The 13,280-nt window shown below is 71.3% G+C and carries 14 protein-coding genes and 1 tRNA gene; 6 read left to right on the top strand and 9 right to left on the bottom strand.

What is annotated here, in order from left to right:
• Positions 1–36: 36 nt before the first annotated feature.
• Positions 37–702 (bottom strand): hypothetical protein, encoded by a 666-nt coding sequence (locus ACLJPL_RS28350; protein ID WP_411083776.1) that lies wholly within the window; start codon positions 700–702, stop codon positions 37–39.
• 47 nt (positions 703–749) lie between these two features.
• On the opposite strand from ACLJPL_RS28350, the gene ACLJPL_RS28345 reads away from it, so the two are divergent.
• Positions 750–938 (top strand): DUF5703 family protein, encoded by a 189-nt coding sequence (locus tag ACLJPL_RS28345; protein WP_030114174.1) that lies wholly within the window; start codon positions 750–752, stop codon positions 936–938.
• 114 nt (positions 939–1,052) lie between these two features.
• Here ACLJPL_RS28345 and ACLJPL_RS28340 read toward each other — a convergent pair whose 3' ends face one another.
• From ACLJPL_RS28340 to ACLJPL_RS28330, 3 genes are all read right to left on the bottom strand, one after another.
• Positions 1,053–1,832, bottom strand: a complete 780-nt coding sequence (locus ACLJPL_RS28340; protein WP_411083775.1) for a chaplin — start codon at positions 1,830–1,832, stop codon at positions 1,053–1,055.
• Between the two features lie 139 nt (positions 1,833–1,971).
• A complete protein-coding gene (chpH, locus tag ACLJPL_RS28335) occupies positions 1,972–2,205 on the bottom strand; it encodes a chaplin ChpH (protein WP_015607544.1) in 234 nt (77 codons plus the stop codon).
• A gap of 186 nt (positions 2,206–2,391) precedes the next feature.
• Positions 2,392–3,726, bottom strand: coding sequence for a M20/M25/M40 family metallo-hydrolase (locus ACLJPL_RS28330; RefSeq protein WP_411083774.1), 1,335 nt, complete (start codon positions 3,724–3,726; stop codon positions 2,392–2,394).
• Between the two features lie 184 nt (positions 3,727–3,910).
• On the opposite strand from ACLJPL_RS28330, the gene ACLJPL_RS28325 reads away from it, so the two are divergent.
• Together ACLJPL_RS28325 and ACLJPL_RS28320 are read left to right on the top strand one after the other, a co-directional pair.
• A tRNA-Leu gene (locus ACLJPL_RS28325) sits at positions 3,911–3,998 on the top strand.
• A gap of 61 nt (positions 3,999–4,059) precedes the next feature.
• Positions 4,060–4,998 carry an RluA family pseudouridine synthase gene (locus tag ACLJPL_RS28320; RefSeq protein ID WP_411083773.1) on the top strand — a complete coding sequence of 313 codons (939 nt, stop codon included), beginning with the start codon at positions 4,060–4,062 and terminating at the stop codon, positions 4,996–4,998.
• A gap of 12 nt (positions 4,999–5,010) precedes the next feature.
• Here the strand turns inward: ACLJPL_RS28320 and ACLJPL_RS28315 are convergent, their stop codons facing one another.
• The 3 genes from ACLJPL_RS28315 to ACLJPL_RS28305 all read right to left on the bottom strand — a co-directional run bounded on the left by ACLJPL_RS28315 (position 5,011) and on the right by ACLJPL_RS28305 (position 7,531).
• On the bottom strand, positions 5,011–5,640 hold the full coding sequence (locus tag ACLJPL_RS28315; RefSeq protein WP_411083772.1) for an MBL fold metallo-hydrolase: 630 nt from the start codon (positions 5,638–5,640) through the stop codon (positions 5,011–5,013).
• Positions 5,640–6,725: an S-(hydroxymethyl)mycothiol dehydrogenase gene (locus ACLJPL_RS28310; RefSeq protein ID WP_411083771.1), complete on the bottom strand. Its 1,086-nt coding sequence runs from the start codon at positions 6,723–6,725 to the stop codon at positions 5,640–5,642. The genes ACLJPL_RS28315 and ACLJPL_RS28310 overlap by 1 nt, the downstream gene beginning before the upstream one ends.
• Positions 6,726–6,829: 104 nt before the next feature.
• Positions 6,830–7,531, bottom strand: coding sequence for a FadR/GntR family transcriptional regulator (locus ACLJPL_RS28305; RefSeq protein WP_411083770.1), 702 nt, complete (start codon positions 7,529–7,531; stop codon positions 6,830–6,832).
• Between the two features lie 146 nt (positions 7,532–7,677).
• Between ACLJPL_RS28305 and ACLJPL_RS28300 the strand changes: the two genes are divergently transcribed.
• Both ACLJPL_RS28300 and ACLJPL_RS28295 read left to right on the top strand, forming a co-directional pair.
• A complete protein-coding gene (locus ACLJPL_RS28300; RefSeq protein ID WP_411083769.1) occupies positions 7,678–8,187 on the top strand; it encodes a gluconokinase in 510 nt (169 codons plus the stop codon).
• Positions 8,188–8,199: 12 nt separating this feature from the next.
• Positions 8,200–9,597 carry a gluconate:H+ symporter gene (locus ACLJPL_RS28295; protein WP_411083768.1) on the top strand — a complete coding sequence of 466 codons (1,398 nt, stop codon included), beginning with the start codon at positions 8,200–8,202 and terminating at the stop codon, positions 9,595–9,597.
• 347 nt (positions 9,598–9,944) lie between these two features.
• On the opposite strand, the gene ACLJPL_RS28290 is transcribed toward ACLJPL_RS28295, so the two are convergent.
• Positions 9,945–11,525 carry an APC family permease gene (locus ACLJPL_RS28290; RefSeq protein ID WP_411083767.1) on the bottom strand — a complete coding sequence of 527 codons (1,581 nt, stop codon included), beginning with the start codon at positions 11,523–11,525 and terminating at the stop codon, positions 9,945–9,947.
• 84 nt (positions 11,526–11,609) lie between these two features.
• Positions 11,610–12,581, bottom strand: coding sequence for a hypothetical protein (locus ACLJPL_RS28285; RefSeq protein ID WP_411083766.1), 972 nt, complete (start codon positions 12,579–12,581; stop codon positions 11,610–11,612).
• A gap of 203 nt (positions 12,582–12,784) precedes the next feature.
• Here ACLJPL_RS28285 and ACLJPL_RS28280 point away from each other — a divergent pair, with 203 nt between their 5' ends.
• The gene (locus ACLJPL_RS28280; RefSeq protein ID WP_411083765.1) at positions 12,785–13,228 is read left to right on the top strand and encodes an ASCH domain-containing protein; all 444 of its coding nucleotides are present in this window, start codon (positions 12,785–12,787) and stop codon (positions 13,226–13,228) included.
• Positions 13,229–13,280: the final 52 nt, after the last annotated feature.

The following is a 13,280-nucleotide window of genomic DNA, read 5'->3' as shown; positions in this document are numbered from 1 at the left end:
GGCGCACCGGGGCCCACGGTCAGGTCCGCGCGGTGGTCAGCCGCCGGCCGTCGCCGGCCCCGCGAAGTCGTCGTCCGGCTCCCCGTCCTCGTCGAAGACGGCGCTGACGTCGAAGCGGCACACCACGAGCTCGGGGTCGGCGTCCTCGAACGGTGCGCCGAGCCACTCCCCCGGCTCGGGAAGCGCCGTCCCGGCCGAGACCCAGAGGGTGGAATCGCCCTCCTCCAGGCCGAACTCCTTGTGCCGGGAGGCGATCTCGTCGGGCTCGTACTCCCCGAAGAGGACACCGAGCGCGGCATGCACGCTGATGCCGACCACCGGGGCGATGGAGCCGTCCGCGCCGGGTTCGGCGTCGACGTCGGCGAGGCGCTGGGCCTGGGCGAGCAGGCGCGGGGGCTCCGCGACCGCGTAGTCGCGCCGGATCAGCACGCTGAGCGCGCTGGGCTCGGCGGGGCCGGCGTAGGGCGGCAGGGAGTCGTCCGCGCCGGGGATCTCGAAGGGGGTGACCTCGTCGTACCGGTCGTAGAGGATCTCGTCGTAGACCTCGGCCGCAGCGGCCAGTGAGTTGAACGCTTCGTAGACGGCGGGGTCGTCGTCCCCGGTACGGCGTTCGACCGCGTCGAGGTGACGGTCGATCGCGGCTTTGACCGCCTCGGCGGCGGCACGTACCTCGGCAGCGGTGGGCTGCGCAGCATCAGACATAGTGCAGACGCTATCCGTACCGGGGCTCTGCCCGCACAATAGATGCGATGCCGGAATACGAATTCATCGACGTGTACGTGCCGCGCGGGGTCTCCCGCAAGGAAGCGGCCCGACTGCTGACCGACCACGCCGAGTACGGGCACTGGGAGCTGGACCGCCTGACGCTGCGCCGCGACGGCAGCCGCAGAGTGCGGTTGCGCAGACGGATCATCCGTCAGCTCCGGGCCACCTGGTGACGACGGACCGCCTGGTGACGACGGGCCTTCTGGTGACACGGGACGGGCCCCGCGGATGCGGGGCCCGTCCGTGTTCGTCCTGCTGTACGCCCGGTGTGCGTGTGCGCGTACCGGTCAGGCGGCGCTGCGGGAGCGGCGGTAGAGCACCGATCCCATCCCCGCCAGCAGCAGTCCGGCACTCGCCGGGATGAGCGTCTCCAGGCCGCCCGCGCCGGTCTGCGCGAGCTGCTCCTCCGGGTCGAGCTGGGGCTCGGGCACGTTCGGCTCGGGCGGCTGGTTGGCCGGCGGGTCGACCGGGGTCTCCGGCGTGACCGGAGGGGTCTTCGGCTCCTCGGGCTTCTCCGGCGGCGGGGGCGGCGGCTCGGAGTCGTTGGAGCAGCTGTTGCCGAAGGTCGGGTTCAGCAGCCCGATCACGGAGACGCTGTTGCCGCAGACGTTCACGGGGACGCTGACCGGAGCCTGGATCAGGTTGCCGGAGAGGATGCCGGGCGAGCCCTGCGCGACCCCTTCCGCACCTGCGCCGCCGGCCCGGTGACGGCCCGTTCCGGGCTCGCCGTGCCGGTCGGTCGCGGTGGTGTTCCCGGCCTGCGCCCCGTTGCCGGAGCCGCCGCCGATACGGTTCTGCGGTCCGGCCTCACGGCTCGATTCCGCCGACCCGTTTCCGCAGTCGTTGCCGAACGTGGGGTTGATGAGACCGCCGACGGTGACCGAGTTGCCGCAGACGTTGACCGGGATGTCGATCGGGACCGAGACCGAGTTGCCGGACAGCACGCCCGGTGAGCCCGACGCCGTCCCGGCCGCACCGGCGTCGGCGTGGGCGTATCCGCCACTGAGAGCGAGGACCCCGCCCGCCGCCGCCATGGTGATCAGGCCCTTACGAGTGACCTGTCGCATAGGTTCGTTTCCTGCCTTCTGCCTTCCGAAAAACCCCCGGACATGACCGTGCGGGAGCCGAATGCCGAACGGTCCCGAAGTGCATGGAGTGCACTCCGGGACCGACCGAGCTCAAACCCTTACGGGTTGACGCACAACGTCACGCGTTGACGCAGGTGTTGCCGAAGGCGGGGTTCAGCAGCCCGATCACGGAGACCGTGTTGCCGCACAGGTTGATCGGCACGTGGACCGGGACCTGGACGACGTTGCCGGAGAGCACGCCGGGGCTGCCGATGGCGGCACCCTGGGCGCCCGCGTCGGCGGAGGCCATGCCCGCACCCGCGAGAACGAGGCCACCGGTAGCAGCCGCAACTGCGACGACCTTCTTGATCATTATTCCTCCTAGTTGGAAATGCGGTCCCAGCCGCGGACCGCACACCTTGTAACGAGGAGGGTGTGACGGGGCTACGTGTGAACGGGTCGTTTCACTCGTTCGGACATGTCCGTACAGGCGGGCGAATCGGTGCCGTACCGGTCAGGAACGTCCGTCCTACCGGTCAGGAACGGTCTGCCGTCCCGGTCAGGAATGGTCGATGAAACGGTCGAGCACCCGCACGCCGAACTGGAGGCCCTCCACCGGGACCCGCTCGTCGACGCCGTGGAACATCCCGGCGAAGTCCAGCTCCGGCGGCAGCTTCAGCGGAGCGAAGCCGAAGCCCCGGATGCCGAGGTCGTCGAAGGACTTGGCGTCGGTACCGGCCGAGAGCATGTACGGCACGGCTCGGGCGATCGGGTCCTCCGCGACCAGCGCGGTCTGCATGGCGTCCACCAGAGCGCCGTCGAACGTGGTCTCCAGCGCCTTGTCCGCGTGCACGTCCTCGCGCCTCACGTTGGGGCCCAGGATCCGGTCCAGGTCCGCGAGGAACTCCTCCTCGTACCCCGGCAGGTAGCGGCCGTCGACGTGGGCGGTCGCCTGGCCGGGGATGACGTTGACCTTGTAGCCGGCGCCGAGCTGCGTGGGGTTGGCGGTGTTCTGGAGGGATGCGCCGATGAGCTTGGCGATGCCGCCGAGCTTGGCGAGCGTCGCGTCCATGTTCTCCGGGTCCAGCTCGGTGCCCAGCGCGTCGGAGAGCTCGTCCAGGAAGTGCCGCAGCGTCTTGGTGACCCGTACCGGGAACTTGTGCCGGCCCAGCCGCCCGACCGCCTCGGACAGCTCGGTGATGGCGTTGTCCTTGTGGATCATCGAACCGTGCCCGGCGGTGCCGTCCACGGTGAGCTTCATCCAGTGCATGCCCTTCTGGGCCGTCTCCACCAGATACAGCCGCAGGTTCTCGTTCACGGTGAAGGAGAAGCCGCCGACCTCGCTGATCGCCTCGGTGACGCCCTCGAAGAGCCCCGGGTGGTTGTCGACGAGGTAGCGCGCCCCGTACGTCCCGCCCGCCTCCTCGTCCGCGAGGAAGGCCAGCACGATGTCGCGCGGGGGCTTGCGGCCCGAACGCATCCGCTCCCGTACGACCGCGAGGGTCATCGCGTCCATGTCCTTCATGTCGACCGCGCCCCGGCCCCAGACGCAGCCGTCCGCGATCTCCCCGGAGAAGGGGTCGTGCGTCCAGTCCGCCGCGTTGGCCGGGACCACGTCGGTGTGCCCGTGGATGAGCAGGGCCGGCCGCGAGGGGTCCTCGCCCTCGATCCGGGCGACGGTGGAGGCGCGGCCCTTGTGCGACTCGAAGATCTGCGGCTCCAGACCGACCTCCGCGAGCTTCTCCGCCACGTACTCGGCCGCGAGCCGCTCACCGGGTCCCGAGTGGTCGCCGTAGTTGCTGGTGTCGATGCGGATCAGGTCGCGACAGAGGTCCACGACCTCCCTCTCGGCGTTGCCGCCGCCGACGCCCTTGCCCGTGCTGCTCTCGCTCACGCTGCTTCCTTCCACTGTCGCTGTGGTGCTCCCCTTCATCCTCCCGCGCCCACGGCGTACGCCCAAGGCCGTGCACCCCCCGTCACGCACCGTTCACAGCCATCGGGGCGTGATCGAGCACCCTCGAATGTTTGCTATGGTTTTCCACGTCGGAACGGGCACGGGTCCGTGAGACAGACACCTTGTCCGGGTGGCGGAATGGCAGACGCGCTAGCTTGAGGTGCTAGTGCCCTTTATCGGGCGTGGGGGTTCAAGTCCCCCCTCGGACACCAGCGGGAGCCCCACTTCGGTGGGGCTCTTTTGCGTCACCGGGTATGGCTGAGAGGGGCGAGGATGAGGGGTCGCAGGAAGGCGTCCGCCGCGCCCCTTCCCCAGCGGGACGGCGTCGACGCCGTGCGGGTGCGGTTGCCGGAGGATCCGGACGGGGTCTGGGCGAGCGTCGGGGAGCATCTGGTCGCGCGGTTCGGCGGGGCGATCGGGGCGGCGCGGGTCGTCGCCATGCTGGACGCGGGGCGGTTCGTGGGGGCTGACGGGGGCGTCGTGCGGGGCGATGAGCCGTACGCCGCCGGGCGTCGCCTCTGGTTCCACCGGGACTTCGCGCCCGAGGAGCCGGTGCCCTTCCCGGTCCGGGTCGTGTACCGGGACGCGCACCTCGTGGTCGCGGACAAGCCGCACTTCCTCGCCACCACGCCCCGGGGGCGGCACATCACCGAGACCGCGGTGGCCCGGCTGCGGCGGGAGCTGGGGGCGCCCGCGCTCCAGCCCGCGCACCGGCTGGACCGGCTGACGGCGGGGCTCGTGCTCTTCGTGGTGCGGGCCGAGGAGCGGGGCGCTTACCAGACGCTGTTCCGGGACCGGCTGGTGCGCAAGGAGTACGAGGCGGTGGCCCCGTACGACCCGGAGCTGGTCCTCCCCACGACCGTACGCAGCCGGATCGTGAAGGAGCGCGGGGTGCTCGCCGCCCGGGAGGAGGCGGGTGAGGCGAACAGTGAGAGCCGGGTGGAGCTGGTGGAGCGGCGGGGCGGGCTGGGCCTCTACCGGCTGGTGCCCGTGACCGGGCGTACGCATCAGCTGCGGGTGCATATGAACGCGCTGGGGGCGCCGATCGTGCACGATCCGCTGTATCCGGTGGTGGAGCCGGAGGGGGCGGTGGAGGACTGGGCGAGGCCGTTGCAACTGCTGGCGCGGCGGCTGGAGTTCACCGATCCGGTCAGCGGGGAGCCGCGCCGCTTCGTCAGCGGGCTGCGGCTCTCCGCCTGGCCGGAGGGGTGACGCGGGCGGTCCTCAGTGGCCGCGCTTGATCCAGTCGTCGAGCTGCGGGGCTTCCGCGCCGATCGTGGTGGGGTCGCCGTGGCCCGTGCGGACGGTGGTGTCGCCCGGCAGGGTGAGCAGCCGGTCCCGGATCGAGTCGATGATCGTCGGGAAGTGGGAGAAGGACCGGCCGGTGGCGCCGGGGCCGCCCTGGAAGAGCGTGTCCCCGGTGAAGACCGTGGCCAGCTCGGGGGCGTAGAGGCAGATGCCGCCGGGGGCGTGGCCCGGGGTGTGGAGGACCTTGAGGGTGATGCCGGCGATCTCCAGTTCCTGGCCGTCGGCTAGGGGGCCGTCGGGGGTCCGTTCCGGGTGCGTCCAGAGCCACAGCGGGAGGTCGTGCGGGTGCAGCAGGATCGGCGCGCCGGTGGCCTCCGCGAGGGCGGGGGCGGCGTCGATGTGGTCGTTGTGCGCGTGGGTGCAGACGATGGCGCGCAGCGTACGGCCGCCGAGGGCGGCCTCGATGGCGGCGGCGTCGTGGGCGGCGTCGATGACGATCGCCTCGGTGTCGTCGCCGACGATCCAGACGTTGTTGTCGACGTCCCACTCGCCGCCGTCGAGGGCGAAGGTGCCGGAGGTGACCAGGTGGTCGATGCGAGCGGTCATCAGAAGACCACCACCGAGCGGAGGACGTCGCCGTCGTGCATGCGGGCGAACGCCTGCTCGACGTCGCCCAGGCCGATGGTCTCGGTGACGAAGGCGGCGAGGTCCAGGCGGCCCTGCTGGTGGAGGTCGACGAGCATCGGGAAGTCGCGGGAGGGCAGGCAGTCGCCGTACCAGGAGGACTTGAGCGAGCCGCCGCGGCCGAACACGTCCAGGAGCGGCAGTTCGAGCTTCATGTCCGGGGTGGGGACGCCGACCAGGACGACCGTTCCGGCCAGGTCGCGGGCGTAGAACGCCTGTTGGTACGTCTCCGGGCGGCCGACCGCCTCGATGACGACGTCGGCCCCGTTGCCTCCGGTGAGGGCGCGGATCGCCTCGACCGGGTCGGTGGAGCGGGAGTTGACGGTGTGGGTGGCGCCCATCGTCTTCGCCGTCTCCAGCTTGCGGTCGTCGATGTCGACCGCGATGATCTTCGCCGCTCCGGCCAGCCGGGCCCCGGCGATCGCCGCGTCCCCGACGCCGCCGCAGCCGATGACGGCGACCGAGTCGCCCCGGCCCACCTGGCCGGTGTTGATGGCCGCGCCGATGCCCGCCATGACCCCGCAGCCCAGCAGTCCGGCGACGGCCGGGGAGACCTCGGGGTCGACCTTGGTGCACTGGCCGGAGGCGACGAGGGTCTTCTCCGCGAACGCGCCGATGCCGAGGGCGGGCGACAGCTCCGTGCCGTCGAGCAGCGTCATCTTCTGCTCGGCGTTGTGGGTGTCGAAGCAGTACCAGGGGCGGCCGCGCAGACAGGCGCGACACTGGCCGCACACCGCACGCCAGTTGAGGATGACGAAGTCGCCGGGGGCCACGTCCGTGACGCCCTCGCCCACCGACTCCACGACGCCCGCCGCCTCGTGGCCGAGGAGGAAGGGGAACTCGTCGTTGATTCCGCCCTGTTTGTAGTGCAGGTCGGTGTGGCAGACGCCGCACGCCTGGATCTTCACGACGGCCTCTCCGGGGCCCGGGTCCGGGATCACGATGGTCTCGACCCGCACCGGTTCGTTCTTCCCCGGGGCGATCACCCCTTGCACCTGCTGCGTCATACCGTGCTCTCCCTGCTCCTGGGCTCTGCCGAAGATCGATCGCGAACAACCGTACGCCGCGTGGGCGGGTCCTGGCGCTGCGCCGCGAGGAGGAGACGTAACCCCTACGGGGCGAGCACGTCCAGCTCGTGCAGGGCGCCCACCGCGATCTCCTTGGTGAGGCGCTCGGCGGCCTGCGGGTCGCCCTCGCGGACCGCCTCCGCGAGCCGTACGTGCAGGGTGACGGCGGCCGGGTCGGGGTCCTCGAACATCACCTGGTGGTGGGTGCGGCCCGCGAGCACCTCGGCGACGACGTCCCCGAGGCGGGCGAACATCTCGTTGCCGGAGGCGTTGAGGACGATCCGGTGGAAGGCGATGTCGTGTTCGAGGTAGCCCTCCAGCTGCTGGCCGCGCGAGGTGGCGACCATGCCGAGGGCGCGTTCGGTGAGTTCGGCGCACTGCTCGGCGGTGGCGTGCCGGGCGGCGAGGGAGGCGGCGACCGGTTCGATCGCGGAGCGCAGCACGGTGAGGGAGCGCAGCTGGCGCGGGCGGTCGGCGCCGGCGAGGCGCCAGCGGATGACCTGGGGGTCGTAGACGTTCCAGGTCTCGGTGGGGCGGACGGTCACCCCGACCCGGCGGCGGGACTCGACCAGGTGCATCGATTCCAGGACCCGGACCACTTCGCGGACGACCGTGCGGGAGACGTCGAAGCGCTGGGCGAGCTCGTCGGTGCGTAGGACGCTGCCGGGCGGGCACTGGCCGGAGGAGATCTCCAGACCCAGGGTGTCCAGCACATGTGTATGCAGCCCCTGGCTCTGTGTGGTCATGGGGCCAGCCTACGGGGAGCAGGCCCACGGGCCGGGTCTCGGGATTAAAAAGTACGACGTTTGCGTCACAGACTCTTGAATAAGTCGTACCTAATGGGTTTCAGTAGCGCGACGGACCGATGTCGAAGAAGACAGCGAGGCACTCCATGAGCACCCCCCACGTCGTCGTGGTGATGGGCGTAGCGGGAACCGGCAAGACCACGATCGGTCCCCTGCTCGCCGCCGAACTCGGCGTTCCGTACGCCGAGGGCGACGACTTCCATCCGCCGGCGAACGTCGAGAAGATGTCGGCCGGCACCCCCCTGGACGACGACGACCGGTGGCCGTGGCTGGACGCCATCGGCGCGTGGGCGCGCGGGCGGGCGGGGCTCGGCGGAGTCGTCTCCAGCTCGGCCCTCAAGCGCTCCTACCGCGACCGGCTGCGGTCCGGCGCTCCCGACGCCGTCTTTCTGCATCTGACCGGCGACCGGGAGCTGATCGAGGAGCGGATGGCGGAGCGCAAGGGCCACTTCATGCCCCCCGCGCTGCTCGACTCCCAGTTCGCCACGTTGCAGCCGCTCCAGGCCGACGAGGCCGGGGTGAGCGTCGACGTGTCCGGCGCCCCCGAGGAAATCACCCAGCGAGCCGTCGCCGCGCTGCGCCGGCTCGACAGCTGAAGGATCATCACCGTGACCGGTCTCAACGTCGAGATGCTGGCAGCGGACGCCGCCGAACCGATCACTTCGGCGGGCAACGCGCAGTTGGGCATCGCCGTCCTGGCGGGCATCGCCGTCATCGTCCTCCTCATCACCCAGCTCAAGATGCACGCGTTCCTGGCGCTGACCATCGGTTCGCTGGCGCTCGGCTCCTTCGCGGGCGCGGCCCCGGCCGACACGATCGCCAGCTTCACCGCGGGCCTCGGCTCCACCGTCGCGAGCGTGGGCGTGCTCATCGCGCTCGGCGCGATCCTGGGCAAGCTGCTCGCCGACTCGGGCGGGGCCGACCAGATCGTCGACACCATCCTGGCGAGGGCGAGCGGGCGGGCCATGCCGTGGGCGATGGTCCTGATCGCCTCGATCATCGGCCTGCCGCTGTTCTTCGAGGTCGGGATCGTGCTGATGATCCCGGTGGTGCTGCTCGTCGCCAAGCGCGGCAACTACTCCCTGATGCGGATCGGCATCCCCGCGCTGGCCGGGCTCTCCGTGATGCACGGGCTCATCCCGCCGCACCCCGGCCCGCTCGTCGCGATCGACGCCCTGGACGCCAACCTCGGCGTGACGCTGGCCCTCGGTGTGCTGGTCGCCATCCCGACCGTGATCATCGCCGGCCCGGTCTTCGCCCGCTACGCCGCGCGCTGGGTGGACATCGAGCCGCCGGAGAAGATGATCCCGCAGCGCCCGTCCGAGGACCTGGAGCGCCGCCCCAGCTTCGCCGCCACCCTGGTGACGATCCTGCTGCCGGTCGTGCTGATGCTGGTCAAGGCGCTCGTCGAGATCGTCGTCGACGACCCCGAGAACGGCGTCCAGCGGGTGACGGACGTGATCGGCTCGCCGCTGATCGCCCTGCTCGCGGCCGTCCTGCTCGGCATGTTCACCCTCGGCAAGGCCGCCGGGTTCACCAGGGGCCGGCTCGCCACGACTGTGGAGAAGTCCCTCGTGCCGATCGCCGGAATCCTGCTGATCGTCGGCGCGGGCGGCGGCTTCAAGCAGACGCTGATCGACGCCGGGGTCGGCCAGATGATCCTGGACTTCTCCGAGAACTGGTCGATCCCCGCCCTGCTGCTCGGCTGGCTCATCGCCGTCGCGATCCGCCTCGCCACCGGCTCGGCCACGGTCGCCACCATCTCCGCCGCCGGTCTGGTCGCCCCGCTCGCCGCCGACATGTCGACCGCGCACGCCGCGCTGCTGGTCCTCGCGGTCGGCGCCGGTTCGCTCTTCTTCAGCCATGTGAACGACGCCGGGTTCTGGCTGGTGAAGGAGTACTTCGGGATGGACGTCGGCCAGACGGTGAAGACCTGGTCGGTGATGGAGACGATCATCTCGGTGGTGGCGATGGCCTTCATCATGCTGCTGTCGCTGTTGCTGTAGACGGGCGTCTCCCCACCTCATCCCGTACGGCTGCGGATGAGCGCGCCCGCCCCCGTTGCGCGAAGGCACGAAACCCGGGCGGGCGCACCCTGCCGACCGGGCCGCTCCGGTGTCTCGCGCGGCCGACGCCGGCACGCAGCTGCCCCGAGCGTGCTCGAAACGTGGGCGCGGTGCTCCGGAACGGGACGTTCTTCGTTCCGGAGCTACGGTGGTTCCAGCCGTGCGACCCCACCCGTTTCGAGGGCCGCCCCCAGCCGGGTCTGCCCGTGGCCACGCAGGTCGACGGCGATCGGACGACCAGAAGCCGGCACGCGACCGCCGTCTCCCCGCGGGAGGTCGGCGCGTGCTCAGCGGCGGGCCGACGCGCTCTGTGACGCCTTCTCCAGCTGGAACGCCTCGTTTCCGAGGCCGATCCGGGCGTGCACCTCGGGCTTGGCCTTGCGCAGCACCGCTCCGTACACCAGACCGCCGACGAGGGTGAGGACGATCACGCCGGGCAGCAGCCAGTTGAGGACCGAGCCGGGGCCTGAGCCCACCAGGACGGCGAAGTCGCGGACGGTGAAGACGGCGATCGACAGGAGCGCGATCCCCGCGAGGCCCGAGGCGGCCAGCCGCCAGACCTGGGCACGGCCCGCGCCGCGCTTGACGAAGAACGCGATGACGGCGAAGGAGGCGGCGGCCATCAGCAGGATGACGCCCAGCGCGCCGACGTTGCCCATCCAGGTGAACAGGCGCAGGACGGGGACGGTGGGGTCGCCGATGTGGTTGCCGTCGGTGAGGGCGAAGGCCAGCACGATCACGACGGAGACCACGGACTGGAGGAGCGAGCCGGTGCCGGGGGCCCCGCTGGCCCGGTTGGTGCGGCCGAAGCGGGCGGGCAGCAGCCCCTCGCGGCCCATCGCGAACGCGTAGCGGGCGACCACGTTGTGGAAGCTGAGCAGCGCCGCGAACATGCCGGTGACGAACAGGATGTGCAGGACGTCGGTGAAGGTGGAGCCGAGCCGCTCCTCGGTGAGGCCGAACAGCATGCCGGGGCCCTCCTTGAGGGAGGTGTCGGCGATGAAGCCGGGTCCGGCGGCCACCGTCAGGGCCCAGGAGCTGATGGCGAGGAACAGCGCCGCGTAGCCCACGGCCAGGAACATCACCCGGGAGACCACGATCTGCGGGCGGCTGGTCTCCTCGGCGTACACGGGGGCCTGCTCGAAGCCGACGAACGCGGCGATGCAGAAGCAGAGCGCGGTGGAGAGCCCGGCCCCGGTCAGCGTCTCCGGGTTGAAGGCGTGCAGCGAGAGCCCCTCGGGGCCGGGCTTGCTGACGGCGGCGATGTCGAAGATCACGACGAGGACGCACTCGATGACCAGCAGGACGCCGAGCACCTTGGCGTTCAGGTCGATCTTCAGCCAGCCGAGGACGCCGACGACGACCACCGAGATCAGCGCCGGTATCCACCACTGCACGTCGATGCCGAGGTACGTGGAGAAGATGACGGAGACCTCGAAGCCGAGGATCCCGTAGATGCCGACCTGCATCGCGCTGTACGCCACCAGCGCCACGAGCGAGGCGCCCGCGCCGGCGGTCGGGCCGAGGCCCCGGGCGATGTACGCGTAGAAGGCGCCGGCGTTGTGGACGTGCCGGCTCATCTCCGCGTAACCGACGCTGAACAGCATCAGGACCGCGCCGAGGATGACGTACAGCAGCGGCTGGCCGACGATGCCCATCACGCCGAAGACCGTGGGCATCACCCCGGCGACCACCATCAGGGGGGCGCTGGCGGCGAGCACGGAGAGCAGCAGGCCGGGGGTGCCGAGGCGGTTCGCCCGCAGGGCGTTCTCCTCGCCCTTGTACGTGTTGATCCCGCCGGCGTCGCCGGTCAGCCTGGTGGTACCGGTCTGCCGGGTCCTGCCTGAAAATGAACTGCCCGTCGACATGGCGGGGGTGGTCCCTTCTTCGGTCTTCGGCTTCGGTCTTCTTGTTGTCTGTTGTCTGTTGTCTGTTTTCTGGTGGAAGCCTGGTCACGGGGCGCCGAGTGCGTGGTGGCGGGCGGCCGTGAACGCGGCGTACGGGTCGCGGCCGGAGTACGACCAGGGGGCGGCCGTGGCGTGCGGGCCGATGCGGTGGAAGAGGGCGGCGGCCTCGGCGGTCCGGCCCTCGCAGACCTTGGCGTGGGCCAGGAAGTTGAGGTCGACGCGGTGGCGCGGGTGGTCCTCGTGCTCCCATTCCAGCCACCAGTCGAACGCGGCCTTCATGACCTGCCGGGCCCGCCGTCCCGACCAGTGCCCGGACGCCACCGGGTCGCCCGGCTCGCTGCCCGCGGTGACGAGTACGCGGTAGCGCTCGGCGTGGGCGATGACCGGGAGCACCGCGAGCGGGGAGTCGGCGGGGGCCTGTTCGGCGGCCCAGGCGGCGAAGTCGTACACCTCGTGGAGCGGGTCCTGGCCGCTGGCGGGGCGGCTCTCGGCCAGTTGCGCGGTCATCACGTGGTGGGCGTGGTGGTGCTCGGGGTGGCGGGAGCGGACTTCCTCGAAGAGCCTGCCGGTCTCGTCGCCGCCGTCGTCCCGGCCCCGGTCCAGGAGGAGCAGCGCGAGCCAGGGGGTGGGGTCGTCGGGGGTGAGCCGGGCGGCGGCGAGGCAGGCGTGCCGGGCGCGGGCCGCTTCGTCGGGACCCGCCTTGGGGCGCAGCGCGCGGATCACGCCGGCGCAGGCCAGGAGGGCGGCGGCGTCCGCGCTCTCGGGTTCGGCGAGCAGCCAGTCGCGGGCCCAGTCGGCGGCGGACGGCACCTCGGCGAGGGCCAGGAGGCGGTGTCCCCGGCGGTCCCAGTCCCGCCCGGTGGCCACCAGCAGCGTACGGGCTCCGCCCCACCTTCCCTGGGTGAACTGACCTCGCGCGTCGATGAGTTCGCCGTCGTCCAGGGCCGGGTCGAAGGTGTGCTCCGAGCGACCGCCCCGGCGGCGGGAGCGGCCCAGGGGCGGCGGTGGCGGGGACATGCCGCGGGCTTCCTTCGATGCGGTGTGCGAGCGGATGATCGCGCACAGCAAAGCGGTAGGCCACACTCCGCGTCAAGGGTGGTCTACTCCAACTGCTCTCCCTTTCCGGATAGTTGGCCGGAATCCATCGCCCTGATCAGGGCGTTTCCGCAGCGTGCGGGTGGGGCGGGCGGGTGCGGAGTGACGCCTGACACACTGACGCCATGGAGCCTCGCGAACCCCTGAAACCCTTCCTTCTCGCCTTCCCCGGCCCGTTGCGCGACCGGCTGGTGGCGGCGGTCCTGTCCGGCGAGAAGGTGTCCACTTCCGGACTGCTGGCCGAATACGAACTGGAGCAGGAGGAGCTGCCGCCGGTGGGCGAACGGTCCGCGCTCATCGACTCGCAGGGGCGGGAGGTGGCGGTGGTCGAGGTGACCGGCGTACGGGTGCTGCCGCTGGGAGAGGTGGATCTGCGGCACGCCCTGGACGAGGGCGAGGGGTATCGGTCGGTGGCCGAATGGCGTGCGGGGCACGAGCGGTTCTGGCACGGGGCGGAGATGCGGGAGGCGTTGGGGGATCCGTCGTTCACGGTGGATGACGGGACGCTGATCGTGGCCGAGCGGTTTCGGGTGGTGGAGCGGAGGGATCCGGGCGGGGTCTTCGGGTGAGGTCCGGGGCGGGCGGGCCTTCGGCCGGGTGAGCCCCGGGGCGCTGCCCCGG

Source organism: Streptomyces sp. cmx-18-6, assembly GCF_046548915.1.
GTDB lineage: Bacteria > Actinomycetota > Actinomycetes > Streptomycetales > Streptomycetaceae > Streptomyces.
Note: the sequence above shows the minus strand (reverse complement) of the source record. Positions and strands in the feature narration are given on the sequence as shown.

Bases quoted from the DNA above. Each gene is read 5' to 3' on its own strand.
- ACLJPL_RS28310 (WP_411083771.1), bottom strand. From the start codon at position 6,725: ATGACGCAGCAGGTGCAAGGGGTGATCGCCCCGGGGAAGAACGAACCG.
- ACLJPL_RS28350 (WP_411083776.1), bottom strand. From the start codon at position 702: ATGTCTGATGCTGCGCAGCCCACCGCTGCCGAGGTACGTGCCGCCGCC.
- ACLJPL_RS28305 (WP_411083770.1), bottom strand. From the start codon at position 7,531: ATGACCACACAGAGCCAGGGGCTGCATACACATGTGCTGGACACCCTG.
- ACLJPL_RS28345 (WP_030114174.1), top strand. From the start codon at position 750: ATGCCGGAATACGAATTCATCGACGTGTACGTGCCGCGCGGGGTCTCC.
- ACLJPL_RS28280 (WP_411083765.1), top strand. From the start codon at position 12,785: ATGGAGCCTCGCGAACCCCTGAAACCCTTCCTTCTCGCCTTCCCCGGC.
- ACLJPL_RS28315 (WP_411083772.1), bottom strand. From the start codon at position 5,640: ATGACCGCTCGCATCGACCACCTGGTCACCTCCGGCACCTTCGCCCTC.
- ACLJPL_RS28340 (WP_411083775.1), bottom strand. From the start codon at position 1,832: ATGCGACAGGTCACTCGTAAGGGCCTGATCACCATGGCGGCGGCGGGC.
- ACLJPL_RS28285 (WP_411083766.1), bottom strand. From the start codon at position 12,581: ATGTCCCCGCCACCGCCGCCCCTGGGCCGCTCCCGCCGCCGGGGCGGT.
- ACLJPL_RS28290 (WP_411083767.1), bottom strand. From the start codon at position 11,525: ATGTCGACGGGCAGTTCATTTTCAGGCAGGACCCGGCAGACCGGTACC.
- ACLJPL_RS28300 (WP_411083769.1), top strand. From the start codon at position 7,678: ATGAGCACCCCCCACGTCGTCGTGGTGATGGGCGTAGCGGGAACCGGC.
- ACLJPL_RS28320 (WP_411083773.1), top strand. From the start codon at position 4,060: ATGAGGGGTCGCAGGAAGGCGTCCGCCGCGCCCCTTCCCCAGCGGGAC.
- chpH (WP_015607544.1), bottom strand. From the start codon at position 2,205: ATGATCAAGAAGGTCGTCGCAGTTGCGGCTGCTACCGGTGGCCTCGTT.